The sequence below is a fragment of the Acinetobacter sp. 479375 genome, from assembly GCF_000581715.1.
In the GTDB taxonomy this organism is placed as follows: Bacteria; Pseudomonadota; Gammaproteobacteria; order Pseudomonadales; family Moraxellaceae; genus Acinetobacter; species Acinetobacter ursingii.
In genome coordinates, this window is sequence record NZ_JEZN01000001.1 from 272,417 (window position 1) to 285,742 (window position 13,326).

General features: G+C 38.1%; 12 protein-coding genes and 3 tRNA genes. 7 read left to right on the forward strand and 8 right to left on the reverse strand.

The window, feature by feature from the left end; translation table 11 throughout:
• Nucleotides 1-4: 4 nt before the first annotated feature.
• The 5 genes from J500_RS01325 (at nt 5) to J500_RS01345 (ending at nt 2,742) form a co-directional block, all read left to right on the forward strand.
• Nucleotides 5-1,510, forward strand: coding sequence for a DUF3336 domain-containing protein (locus tag J500_RS01325; RefSeq protein WP_004997401.1), 1,506 nt, complete (start codon nt 5-7; stop codon nt 1,508-1,510).
• A complete protein-coding gene (locus tag J500_RS01330) occupies nt 1,511-2,302 on the forward strand; it encodes a protein kinase domain-containing protein (protein ID WP_004997402.1) in 792 nt (263 codons plus the stop codon).
• A 104-nt stretch (nt 2,303-2,406) separates the two neighbouring features.
• Nucleotides 2,407-2,491, forward strand: a tRNA-Leu gene (locus tag J500_RS01335).
• 65 nt (nt 2,492-2,556) lie between these two features.
• A tRNA-Trp gene (locus J500_RS01340) sits at nt 2,557-2,630 on the forward strand.
• 27 nt (nt 2,631-2,657) lie between these two features.
• A tRNA-Leu gene (locus J500_RS01345) sits at nt 2,658-2,742 on the forward strand.
• A 519-nt stretch (nt 2,743-3,261) separates the two neighbouring features.
• Here J500_RS01345 and J500_RS01350 read toward each other — a convergent pair.
• The gene (locus J500_RS01350; protein WP_004989356.1) at nt 3,262-3,465 is read right to left on the reverse strand and encodes a hypothetical protein; all 204 of its coding nucleotides are present in this window, start codon (nt 3,463-3,465) and stop codon (nt 3,262-3,264) included.
• Between the two features lie 359 nt (nt 3,466-3,824).
• Nucleotides 3,825-4,556 (reverse strand): hydroxyacylglutathione hydrolase, encoded by a 732-nt coding sequence (gene gloB / locus J500_RS01355; RefSeq protein WP_004997407.1) that lies wholly within the window; start codon nt 4,554-4,556, stop codon nt 3,825-3,827.
• Nucleotides 4,557-4,884: 328 nt separating this feature from the next.
• Here gloB and J500_RS01360 point away from each other — a divergent pair, with 328 nt between their 5' ends.
• Together J500_RS01360 and J500_RS01365 are read left to right on the forward strand one after the other, a co-directional pair.
• Nucleotides 4,885-5,853, forward strand: a complete 969-nt coding sequence (locus J500_RS01360) for a hypothetical protein (RefSeq protein WP_004997408.1) — start codon at nt 4,885-4,887, stop codon at nt 5,851-5,853.
• A 17-nt stretch (nt 5,854-5,870) separates the two neighbouring features.
• A complete protein-coding gene (locus J500_RS01365) occupies nt 5,871-6,743 on the forward strand; it encodes a histone deacetylase (protein WP_034697768.1) in 873 nt (290 codons plus the stop codon).
• Between the two features lie 61 nt (nt 6,744-6,804).
• Here J500_RS01365 and J500_RS01370 read toward each other — a convergent pair whose 3' ends face one another.
• The 6 genes from J500_RS01370 to fis form a co-directional block, all read right to left on the reverse strand.
• On the reverse strand, nt 6,805-7,500 hold the full coding sequence (locus J500_RS01370) for a methionine ABC transporter permease (protein ID WP_004989349.1): 696 nt from the start codon (nt 7,498-7,500) through the stop codon (nt 6,805-6,807).
• Nucleotides 7,500-8,522 carry a methionine ABC transporter ATP-binding protein gene (locus J500_RS01375; RefSeq protein ID WP_004989347.1) on the reverse strand — a complete coding sequence of 341 codons (1,023 nt, stop codon included), beginning with the start codon at nt 8,520-8,522 and terminating at the stop codon, nt 7,500-7,502. Before J500_RS01375 ends, J500_RS01370 begins: the two co-directional genes overlap by 1 nt.
• Nucleotides 8,523-8,588: 66 nt before the next feature.
• Nucleotides 8,589-9,458 (reverse strand): MetQ/NlpA family ABC transporter substrate-binding protein, encoded by an 870-nt coding sequence (locus tag J500_RS01380; protein WP_004997413.1) that lies wholly within the window; start codon nt 9,456-9,458, stop codon nt 8,589-8,591.
• A 306-nt stretch (nt 9,459-9,764) separates the two neighbouring features.
• A complete protein-coding gene (purD, locus tag J500_RS01385) occupies nt 9,765-11,054 on the reverse strand; it encodes a phosphoribosylamine--glycine ligase (RefSeq protein ID WP_004997416.1) in 1,290 nt (429 codons plus the stop codon).
• 134 nt (nt 11,055-11,188) lie between these two features.
• Nucleotides 11,189-12,763, reverse strand: coding sequence for a bifunctional phosphoribosylaminoimidazolecarboxamide formyltransferase/IMP cyclohydrolase (gene purH, locus J500_RS01390; protein WP_004997420.1), 1,575 nt, complete (start codon nt 12,761-12,763; stop codon nt 11,189-11,191).
• Between the two features lie 79 nt (nt 12,764-12,842).
• Complete coding sequence (gene fis / locus J500_RS01395; RefSeq protein ID WP_001086304.1) at nt 12,843-13,112, reverse strand: DNA-binding transcriptional regulator Fis; 270 nt, start codon at nt 13,110-13,112, stop codon at nt 12,843-12,845.
• Nucleotides 13,113-13,326: the final 214 nt, after the last annotated feature.

Here is a 13,326-nt window from a genome sequence, read left to right on the forward strand (position 1 = left end):
TGATATGTTTGAAACACTTCAACAGGATATGAATTTACATCAGCGGCATCGTGTAAAAAAATTGAAATATCAATTAAAAAACGCCGAATCTTATGATGAATGGAAAACTGTCGCCTTAAAATTGGATGAAGAAACAGGGGCGCAAGAATGGAAATATGATAACAGTTCGCCCTATTTCAATGCTGAAGTTATTTCTTATCGGCTTAATTTATTACGCAAATATCGTACTCAGCAAAGAGTACTAGATGCGCTTTATTTATTGCAGGAAGGCTTGACCCATGACATTGCAAATATTGGGCATCCGATGCTATTTACAGCAACTTATCTGGGGACTAAACAATTAATTGTCGATTATGTGGAAGAGGTCAGTCATTGTCTGAGATTCATTGCGATTAGTACCTGTCAGACACTTACCCTTAAACAAAAGATTAATTTTTTTGAAAACTGTCAAAAAGCCTATGGTCAGCCCGCTTTAATGTTTTCTGGCGGTGCAACACTGGGTTTGTTTCATTCTGGAGTTTGTAAAGCGTTAGTTGAACAAGACCTATTGCCAAAAGTGTTATCAGGATCAAGTGCAGGCGCGATTATGGCGGGGATGCTTGGCACTTCTTCTATTGGCGACATTCCTGAAATTCTGAAAGGGCAGAAATTCTTCACTGAAGCCTTTCATTTTAGAAAGTTAAGTGACATTGCAAACGGGAATGGGGGCTTGGCAGATGTTAAGTATTTAAAAAACTTTTTAATTGAAAATCTGGGTGATTTAACTTTTGCAGAAGCCTATAAGAAATCAGGTTTACATACCAATGTGGCAGTGGCACCTTATGATGCTTCACAGAATCCAAGGATTATGAATGGATATACCGCGCCTAATTTACTGGTTTGGAGTGCTGTCTTGGCATCTTGTGCGGTTCCTGTTTTATTCCCGCCAATCCGTTTAACCAGTAAACGCTACGATGGTGTTCATACTCCTTATATGGCCAATGCAAAATGGGTGGATGGAAGTGTTCGTAGTGATTTTCCTCAAGAAAAAATGGCGCGTTTATATAATCTGAACTATACCATTGCCAGTCAGGTCAACCCCCATGTCGTGCCATTTATGCAAAGTGATCAATCGCGTTATCGTAAAGATTTACTCAGTTGGCCGCAAAGAATTTTACGTCGTCAGGCGAAAGTGGTGGCAATGGGCTTCATGGACTTTACTCGTGAACGCTTAGGTCGTGTACAACCAGTACGCCGTTTATTGGATCATGGTTATGGTATCGTTGGGCAGCGCTATTATGGCGATGTCAATATTATTGGTCGCTTTAACCTGCGTAATTATAGTTATATGCTGCAAAATCCTCGCCCCGAATTATTTAAACTGTTGCAGCAAGAAGGTGAGAGAGCCACATGGCCCAAAATTTCCTCAATAGAAATTCATGCCCGTATTGGAAAGACCATTCAGCATTGTTTAGAATTGTTGTATTTTCAAGAAACGCAGCATTTGACTAAAGAAAGTGTTAAAAAATAAATGTTTGGACACTTTGATCAATTGTGTTTAAAGACCAAAGCTAAAAGTATGGCGCTTGGGCGTCGTCTTTATACTTTTAAATCTGAAGGAAAAAACTATTGGCTTAAGCTACAGTTACAAGATTCTCATCCAACCAGCAAAGCAGGATTTGAACATGAGCTCAGCTTTTATCAAAAGCAAGGTTCTTATGATTTTGTACTGCCTGTACAATTTCTCGAAATCGATGATTTTTTTCAAGAAGAATTATATAAGTGGGGAATGGTACTACCGCATGCTGATCCTTATTTTACGGATCATCAGATCTCTTCAATGACTTTGTCGCAAACTAAGCAATATATTGAAAAGGCACTACAGAGTTTAGCGAACATGCATGCCTCTGGCTGGATACACGGTGATTTAAAAACTGAACATTTTGCAAAATATCAAGAGCACGTCTATCTCATCGATTTTGAGCAGTCTCAGCAAATAAATGCTAAAAATGCGTTAACCATGACAGCAACACCTCATTATATGGCGCCAGAGTTATTTCATGGTAGTCCTAAAACTATTCAAAGTGATTTATACGCTATAGGCGTTATTTTATATGAATGGCTCACAATACAACGATTCACTTCACGTAGTTATCAAGATTGGGCAATTTTACATTGCCAACAACTCAACATAGAGCTATCTGAAAATAAACAATGTTTTTTTCCCTTACTCGCTGGCTTATTAAACAAGCAGCAAAACTTACGATTTAATGATGTAAATCAAGCTTTAAAAGTACTTAACTTAACAAAAATGCCGATATAATAAACATAAGTTTTTGATTTGTTTTTTATTTAATCAACCAATTGGTTTTTTTATAAAAAATACTTGTCACAATCCAACCTTCTCTATAATATACACAGCCATCGGGGGGCGTGGCGAAATTGGTAGACGCACTGGATTTAGGTTCCAGCGCCGCAAGGTGTAAGAGTTCGAGTCTCTTCGCCCCCACCATTTTAAGCAAGATAAAGCTTTGCTTAATTATAGTGAGAAGTGAAAACCTTCACATTATAAGATCTAGAGGATTGGTGTAATGGTAGCATGACGGTCTCCAAAACCGTTCGTCAAGGTTCGAGTCCTTGATCCTCTGCCAGAATTTAGTTGTAAAATCCCAAGTTTTGGGGGCGTGGCGAAATTGGTAGACGCACTGGATTTAGGTTCCAGCGCCGCAAGGTGTAAGAGTTCGAGTCTCTTCGCCCCCACCATATATTATCAAGAGTTGATTTGCTCTTGAATTAAGAACTTAGCTTCGATAAAAGCTTAATATTATAGAATATTAAGCTTTTTTTATTTGTAAAACCTATATTCATGAATTGTAGACATTAAAAAGGCTTAAACATAATGTTTAAGCCTTTGAGTGATTATTATATTATTATCAATCACTTATTTTATCTATACGCTAATTGTCCAAATAAGTAGACCATAATCATGAGTGTGAAAATGGTCGAGGAAACTAAAACGACTTCTACTGTTTTCATAACCCCACCTTTTTATAATTGTTGAGTCTTTTTTATACAGTAAAAAACAACTTAATGCAATGAGAATAATTCTCAATATAAGAAATGTATAGCAAAATTTAAGCTTAAGAAATTTCCAACTATAAAATTTACATTAAAAAATAGCATCAGATATGATGCTATTTGAACTCATCCATAATTTTTTAAATTTCTATTCTTATACAATCCTATATGTATTAAGTACATAGAGAAAATAGCTTATCAAGTTTATGCTTTTAAATGATCCTCAAATTCTTCACCAAGTTGAATGGCTAAATTATTACCAGATAAATCGCAGGTAACAAGACCATATTCTTTTTTGAAACTAAACGTAAAACCTTTGTTATCCGCTAAGTTTTTTACGGAATATCCCAGTTTTTCTAGCCAGATACGAAACGCAATTAAATTTTTAGCTTTGACCACTTTTCTCATTTGAATGTTCTCCATCACCACCACAATCGTTATTTTTATTAATAAGGGTAACTGTGAATTTTTTAAAGGGGAAAACTGTTTAAGAATTTTTAAATTCATGAAATTACCATCAAATTGTATAGATAAAAGATCAATTTTTATGTTTTTTACAAAGCACAGCGCTTAAAAAATTAAAACTATTTTGATTAATATGTTGATTTTTAATCATTTAATTTTTTATGCTAAAGATGAGGAATTAGCTAAATGAGTAGAGCATTCAAAAAAAATAGATGTAAAAATATATTTCATATTTTAAAAAAGATCGGTCATAAGGCAAAAGAGAGGGTTGCATCAACCAATGACCGATTGATCCTTGATCTTTAGAATTGATCTTTTAACGTTCGTATTCTAGCGAACTCTTCAACACAGTCAGTGCGTAAGAAAGGATTGGTTTCTAATTCTAGTTGAATGCTGCTGGGTAAGGTGATTTGGCCATTTTCTCTGAGTTGTTGAACCTGTTGAGCACGTTCTTGCAGTGCAAGATTATGAGGTTCAATTGTTAATGCAAATTGTGCATTGGCAAGCGTATATTCATGGGTGCAGTAGACTTGGGTTTGTGGTGGTAGTGCAGCCAAGCGATTTAAGGAGTGATACATTTGTTCAAATGTACCTTCAAAAACTCGACCACAGCCAAGTGAAAAAAGTGTATCACCGCAAAATAGACTATCAATTTGATCGATAAAATAGACAATATGACCAAGCGTATGGCCTGGAGTTGCAATAATATCGACATTTAATTGATTAAATCTAAATTGATCTGCATGTTGTAAAGCATGAGTGATAAATGGAATTTTACTCAACTCTTCACGAGGGCCAAAAACAGGGATTGAATATTGGGCAATTAGAGCGGGTACGCCACCGATATGATCTTTGTGCCAGTGAGTAAGCCAGATTTGAGTTAACTTCAAATGATGTTGCTCACAAAAATTCTCTACCAATTTTGATTCAGTCGGATCAATAGCGACGACTTCTTGCGTTTCTGTATCTTCAAGCATCCATATGTAATTTTTTAAATCATTTTGGACATCAATAAAGTGAACCTGATAACGCATTTTTTTATCCTAAAAATCAATTAAACTGTTTAAATTGAAAGGCGAGTCTATACTTGTTCAATATCATCATAACAGATATTTTGAGTAAGCTTGGCATAGAATAAATGTTTAACTTTTAGAAAGTGATGAATTTATCATTCTTTCCTAATAATATAATGCAGTTAAATATAATAAGCTAATCTTATGATTTTACAGTGGATTTTATCATTCAACCATTTTATGATTCTTTTAAAAGAACAAATACGCACTTGAGCAACACTTTTGTTCAATCAAAATAACGACATTTAAATAAACGATTAATCAGTAGTTTCATGTATGGAGAGGAGATATGTCAGGAAGACAAGATCATGAAATCGTCGAAGTATTTAAAACATATTTGCATCCACTTTCAGAAAAACTGACAGAAATGTTAAATGAACATTATAGCCATCAGACCGAACGACGCGGCTGTGGTTATACGCAAGCAACTCGTGTGATTGCAGAAATAGTGAATCAGCCCAGAGATCATCAAAACTTTCAGGATTTACGTTTGTTTGCAGATTATGATCCGAAACTTTTGAAATATATTTTAAATCAAAGTTCCTGCTATCACATTGATCTGGATTCATGGCGCGATCTGGATCAACATCATAATTTGCAAAATAATCTCAAAGCCCATGATGTTTCAGTACATTTTCATCAGGCGGTATCGCAGGAAGCAAGTTTTCAGGCAAAACTTAGACATCTTTATCTAGAGATGCAACTTGAAGAAAGTATTCTGATTTGCAAGTTGATTGAAGATATTATTCTTCCTAAACTGGCTGAAATGAATCCTTTAATTGAATTAAAAACCCTCCAAGAAAAACCCAAAGTAGGCTCATGTCCTTTAGCAGAAAAATATTTTTTAAAAGTGGCGCATCGACGCTTATTGCGACAGGGTGAAATTAATATTTTTGTCGATGCACATCAACAACCCGTCATGATTGAAAAACTAAATATGGGGGATAATCACTCCTGTATTAGTTTGCAGTCGTTAATCATGAATGGTGTGCGTTTACCCGCGGGTTGTCTTTTTTCTGTCAGCTATGATCATGCAAGTATTAGCAAACGGAAAAATAAAAATTATAAAGGCAATATTATTCCAATCGATGAGGTTGAGGGTTTCTGGTTTTTAAGACTGACGACGCTTGCAATTTCTCCAGCTCATCGGGCGAGAGCATTTAGTCACCATTTTAAACAACAGATTCAAAATGGTTTATTTCGTCCTGAAAGTACTGAACTGAGCCAATTAATTGAAGTTGTTCTAGAGCAAATCTAATCATAAAAAGGGATACTATGCTCAAAGCCTGTTATTCACCACGTTATTACGCAAATACTCATACCAACAGTATGGAAAAATTAACTGCGGTTGTGAAAATAGACGAACAAAAACAATTAGCACTATGCATTAATCCAGGCATCATTGAGGTGGAATTACTTAAACAGTTGCATCGTCCTGATTATGTCGAAGCATTTATCGCGGGTAAACAACCAGAAGCTTCGATACAAGGATTTCGTGACTGGAATCCACAGCTTCGTGATGCAGTATTATCAATTAACGCAGGTCAATTATTGGGTGCTGAACTTGCTATGAAAGAGGGAATTGCTGCCAATATTGCACAGGGTTTTCATCATGCCAGTTATGAAGCTGGTGCTGCATATTGTACTTTTAATGGGCTGGCACTTATCACTAAATATTATCCCAAGAAAACGATCTTTATATTGGACTGTGATCAACATGGTGGAGATGGAACAGCACAATTTACAACAAAATTACCCAATCTCATTAACTTTGGAATTTTGGGGATTCGTTTTGGGTGCCGTGCCAACAGTCGTAACTTTACTCGATATATTCATCCTAAACAGGGGAATTTTGAACAATATTTAGAGGCCTTACATGAAAGTTTTGAAATGATTGAACGCTTTCAAGCCGATTTAATTGTGTATCAGGCTGGAATGGATTGCCATCAAAAAGACAAATATGGCTCAAAATGGTTCACGACTGAATTGTTATATCAACGTGATCAAGCTGTATTTAAAATGGCAAAACAAAAAGGCATTCCAATTTTATTTGTACTTGCTGGTGGTTATCAGCCACTTGAAGAGCTAGTCCCGTTACATGTTAATACCTTTATTGCAGCGAATGTTACCTATTGCTCAGATCATTAAAATCATTGAGCTATAAAATAGGGAGCTGATAAAGCTCCCTCTATAGCGGCTTTGGGCTTAACTAGCGAAGTTTGGAAAGCCAATTCCCTAGTGACTGTACCAATTGTACCAAGATTAACAAGACAATCACGGTCAAGAGCATCACGCTACTATCAAAACGTTGATAACCATAAGAATAAGCCAAATCACCAATACCCCCTGCACCGACAGCCCCCGCCATTGCGGTTGCACCAATCAGACTGATCGTTGCAGTGGTCATATTTAAAATGAGTGAACTACGTGCTTCTGGCAAAATAAACTTAAATACGATTTGCCATGGCGTCGCGCCCATCGCTTGTGCGGATTCGATAATGCCATCATTAACTTCGAGCAGAGAAGTTTCAATCAAGCGTCCCATATAAGGACCGATAAAAATCGTTAAAGGAACAATCGCAGCCCAAGTACCAATGGATGATCCAACAATCCATTTCGTCAATGGAATGACAGCAATGGCTAAGATGAAAAAGGGTAAAGAGCGCAAAGCATTAATAATCGGATTCAAACCATGATAAATGGCTTTGTTAGGTAAGATGCCTTTGTCACGTGTGACAACCAATGCTACACCTTGAATTAAACCCCAAATTCCGCCAAATAGAAAAGACAACAGCACCATTTGTATAGTTTCTTGCATGGCATCAACAAATTGATCCATGCCGAGCGGACTGGTCCAGAATGGTTGTGTAATCACAGTGAGCCAATGCACAATGAATTCTTTCATTATTCATTCTCCGCTTGGCTAATCAGAACATCATGCTTTTTCATATAGTCAACTGCTTGTGCAACAACATCGACACTGCCTAATATTTGGACAAACATCTGACCAATAACCGTGCCATTAATTTCAGTCATATTGGAAAATAAAATATTAAAATCGATATCAAATTCACGAATGACCGTTTGAATCACAGGTTGATGTGCTGATTTGCCTAAAAACTGTAAACGGTAGATGGTATCAATTCCTTTATGTTGCAAATTATCCAGAATCTTACGTGGTAATTGTTGCTGAAACACGGTTTGAATAAAGGTTTTGGTCGTTGGGTGTTGGGGGTGGCTAAAAATTTGCACGGTTGGACCATGCTCAATCACTTTGCCTGCTTCCATTACCGCAACCTGATCGCAAATACGTTCAATCACATCCATTTCATGGGTAACGATAACAATAGTAATCCCTTGTTCTTCATTAATTTTTTTAAGTAAATCGAGGACAGATTTGGTGGTTTGCGGATCAAGTGCTGAGGTCGCCTCATCACATAATAGAATTTTAGGGTGATTTGCCAAAGCACGTGCAATACCAACGCGTTGTTTCTGACCGCCAGATAATTCATCAGGAAAAGCATTACGTTTATGTTTTAGATCGATGAAATCCAGCAATTCTTCCAGACGCGCCTGACGTTTGGCTTTATCGACACCTAAAAGTAGCAATGGCATTTCAATATTTTCTGCTACAGTTTTGGTTTGCAATAGATTGAAATGCTGGAAGATCATACCAATATGAGTACGTTCAGTACGCAAATCTTTAGCACTCAGTGCTGTCATATCTTTTTGATTGACGATGACCTGACCTTCACTTGGACGCTCCAGTAAATTGATCAATCGTACGAGAGTACTTTTACCTGCACCACTATAACCAATGATGCCGAAAATACTACCAGCGGGAATGCTCAGGTTAATTTGATCCAGTGCCGGAATGGTTTGCCCATTTTGTGTGTAGAACTTGGAGATATTCTTAAATTCAATCATATGATCTAGAGTGCTAAAAAAAGAAAAACAGGCAACAGTGTGCCTGTTTATGAAGAGGATATTATATTACTGTTTTCCGCCAGTAAGGTAGCTGATTGGTTCGTTCACATCAACTTTTGTACCCTGAAATTTTTCCTGAATAAATTGTTTTACAGGTGCAGAATGATAAAGGTCTTTCAGCTTTAATAACTCAGGATCGTTTTGACGACCTTCTGCAACCGCAAGAACATTGACATTCATTTTGGTAGATTGATCTACAGGTTCATGGAAAATTGAATCTTTAAGCACATTCAAACCACCTTCCATGGCCAAAACATTACCCAATACAATGGCATCGACTTCGCTTTTTACGCGTACAGAAGTCGCCATTGGAATTTCTTTAATCACGAGTTTCTTCGGATTTTCAGTAATATCAGCAGGAGAGCCTTTAGCCACATCAAAATCAGGCTTTAACTTAATCAAGCCCGCAGTTTGAAGCAATAACAAGGCACGAGCTTCATTAGCAGGGTCATTTGGAACGGCAATCGTTTCGCCATTTGTGAAGTCTTCAATCTTCTTGATTTTATCTGAATAAATCCCCATTGGTTCTAAATAAGTTGTGGCCAATGGAGCAATTTTAGATTTATTTCCCGCATTAAATGCGACTAAATATGCATAAGATTGAAATGCATTGACATCGATTTCTTTGTTGGCAACCGCTGTGTTCATCGAAACATAGTCTGTGAAGTTTTTCACATCAAGTTCAATACCCGCTTGTTTGGTCTCTGGAAGCTGTGCGATAAAACGCCAGATATCTGTATCTGACCCGCTAGAGGCAAGCGTAATTTTATGCAAAGCATTTGCAGGCGCAGCAGCTTTGTTATCTTCAGGTTGTTTTGAACAAGCTGCGAGAACAACGACTGCAATACTTAAAAAAACACTAAACAGTTTTTTCATTGCTTGAGTTCCTGGATTTAGTCAGGCTAAATCAATTTAAAAGTGAAAGCCCAATAGGGAATTGCGATGCTTGAAATTTAAGCACAAAAAATGCTTTTAAATCAAAAAAAGTGAGTATAAAGATATCTTGTTATATGTCAAAAAGAAAAAGGATTAATCATTAATAATTTCTGATAAGGTTATTAAGTTACGATATAAGATTAAAATCTAGTCGGATGATATTAAGTATTTGATCATCACTTAATCAATTTTTTGAAAACAAAACCTCTGTCTGATCTAAGAGGATCAAACAGAGGTTGAGTGTGTTTAATGGTCTGCTTTTTCACGTGCAATAGCGCGATAGCCAATATCACTGCGATATTGCATACCCGCAAATGTCACTTGACCGCAAACTTCTAAAGCATTCACTTGAGCTTCAAGCACGCTATCGCCCAAAGCGGTCACGCATAATACACGACCACCTGCGGTCACGACATGACCATCATCTTTCATGCTCGTACCCGCATGGAAAATTTTAGTGCCTTCAGGAGATTGACCTAAACCAGAAATAACATCGCCCTTACGTACAGTTTCAGGATATCCTTCAGCAGCAAGTACCACACCGATTGATTTACGTTCATCCCATTCGGCTTGAGCGGGAAGTTTACCTGCAATACCTGCTTCAACCAGATCAACCAAAGATGATTTTAAACGCATCATAATCGGCTGTGTTTCAGGGTCGCCAAAACGACAGTTAAATTCAATCACACGAGGTTGACCCTGATCGTCAATCATTAAACCCGCATAAAGGAAACCTGTATAGATGTGACCGTCACGTGCCATACCTTCAACGGTTGGGCGCATGATTTCAGTCATGACACGATCAAAAACTTCAGAAGTCACCACAGGGGCAGGAGAGTAAGCGCCCATACCACCTGTATTTGGGCCTTGATCGCCTTCAAAAATTCGTTTGTGATCTTGAGAAGTCGCCATTGGTAAAATGTTTTGACCATCAATCATACAAATAAATGATGCTTCTTCACCTGCAAGGAATTGTTCGATCACCACACGCGAGCCTGCATCGCCAAACTTATTGCCAGCCAACATATCATCAATAGCTTCAAAAGCTTCTTCATTGCTCATCGCAACAATCACACCTTTGCCAGCCGCAAGACCATCAGCTTTAATGACAATTGGAGCGCCATGTCTTTTGATATAGTCTTTAGCAGGTTCTACTTCAGTAAAGACTTCATAGAAAGCCGTTGGAATGTTGTGTTTTTTTAGAAAGTCTTTGGCAAAGGCTTTAGAACCTTCAAGTTGTGCTGCATATTGGGTAGGTCCCCAAATTTTTAAGTCAGCCAAGCGTGCTGCATCGACGATTCCGTTAACCAAAGGTGCTTCAGGGCCAACAATAATCAGATCAACATGGTTATTTTTTGCAAAGTTGATAATTTCTGGATTGTTTAAAATATCAATTTGAACATTTTCACATTTGTTTTCGGTTGCAGTTCCTGCATTACCAGGTGCAACAAAAACTTTGGTGACTTTAGCATCTTGCGCGATTTTCCAAGCAAGTGCATGTTCGCGACCACCACTACCTAAAACAAGAATATTCATTGGGTTCATACTCCATGAATCCATAAACTGATCTGGACTTTTACACGATTCTTGATGTAGAAGACCCTCTTCATAAGAAGAGGGCGATCAGCTTAAAGTCAAAAAAATTTCTTATACTTTAAAATTCAGTCAAATTAATGACGGAAATGACGCATACCAGTAAAGACCATCGCAATACCATGTTCATTGGCTGCTGCAATCACTTCTTCATCACGCATCGAACCACCTGGTTGGATGATACATTTAATGCCTGCTTTGGCTGCATTATCGATCCCATCACGGAAAGGGAAGAATGCATCAGAGGCCATTACTGCACCTTCAACCACAAGTCCTGCGTGTTCTGCTTTAATCGCGGCAATACGAGCTGAGTTTACACGGCTCATTTGACCTGCACCAACCCCGATGGTTTGACGATTTTTTGCATAGACAATCGCATTTGATTTCACATATTTTGCAACTTTCCATGCAAAAATCAGGTCATCAATTTCTTGTTCTGTTGGTGCACGTTCAGTCACGACTTTCAGGTCAGATGCTTTGATCATACCCAAATCTTGATCTTGAACCAATAAACCACCATTAACACGTTTATAGTCTAACTGTGGAGCACGTTCATCAATGGCAGGAAGCTCACCACAGATCATGACACGAACGTTCTTTTTCGCGCCAGTCACTTCAAGTACGCCATCAGCAATACTTGGTGCAATGATCACTTCAACAAATTGACGATCCACAATGGCTTGTGCAGTTTCAACATCTAATTCGCGGTTAAAGGCAATGATGCCGCCAAAAGCAGATTCGGTATCGGTTGCATAAGCAAGATCATAAGCTGCTTTGATGCCATCTAATGACACAGCAACCCCACACGGGTTAGCATGTTTCACAATGACACAAGCTGGTTTTGCAAATGATTTTACACATTCAAGTGCTGCATCGGTATCGGCAATGTTGTTATAAGACAACTCTTTGCCTTGTAACTGTTTTGCAGTTGAAACGGATGCCTCTTTGGCAGCTGGATCAACATAGAATGCAGCAGATTGATGTGGGTTTTCGCCATAACGTAAGTCTTGAGCTTTAACCAATTGAGTATTAAAGGTACGCGGGAATAAATCTGCTTCGCCTTGTTCTTTACCTACACGTGCACCTAAATAAGAAGCAATCATGCCATCATATTGTGCAGTGTGTTCAAAGGCTTTTACCGCAAGATCAAAACGCGTAGCGTAAGATAATGCACCAGAATCTTTAAGCTCTGCAATCATAGTAGCGTAGTCAGATGCATTGACCACGATGCCGACTGAAGCATGGTTTTTTGCTGCTGCGCGAACCATGGTTGGGCCACCGATATCGATATTTTCAATCGCATCTGCCAAAGAGCAGTCTGGTTTAGCAACGGTTGCTGCAAATGGATACAGGTTGACTACAACCAAATCAATAGGCGCGATATCATGCTCTTGCATGACAGCTTCGTCCAGACCACGACGAGCCAAAATACCCCCATGAATTTTAGGATGTAGGGTTTTTACACGACCATCCATCATTTCTGGAAAACCAGTATGTTCAGAAACTTCTACAACAGCGATATTGTTGTCTTTAAGCAACTTATATGTACCGCCAGTAGATAAAATTTCTACCCCTAGAGCTGCAAGATTTTGAGCAAATTCCACAATTCCTGTTTTGTCAGAAACAGAAATCAAAGCACGTTTAATAGTCATGATTAAATCAACGGTTTAAGTTTACAGATTAAAACAAATAGGCATAAAAAATGCCCACAGGACGTGAGCATTTTATCATTTATTCACTCATTAAGCCGTGAGCTTTTAACTTTTTGCGTAAAGTTCCACGGTTTAGCCCTAGAATCTCCGCAGCACGAGTTTGATTGCCACGGGTATATTCTAAGACGACAGATAAAAGAGGTTTCTCCATTTCTGCTAGCACCATGTCATAAACTTGTGATGGTTGCTCACCTTGCAATTGTGCAAAATAATGGCGAACTGCGCGATCCACGTGGATGCGAAGAGCAACATCAGATTGTGCAGTAAAAATAGGAGATTTGCTATTCATGCGAGTTAATCCGAAATCATATTACCGCTTGGGTAAAGCAGTATGTAAATGTGGTCTAAATAATGAACCCCGTTTTAGATCCTAAAACAGAGGCTCTAAAACATGGAAACAACAGCTTGCCACAACTCTGTATATTGTGCGAAAAATAAGCGTAACAATAGTTTAATATTTGTTACAGCCCAGATTCAAAAACAAAAAAGCCACGCAATGCGCT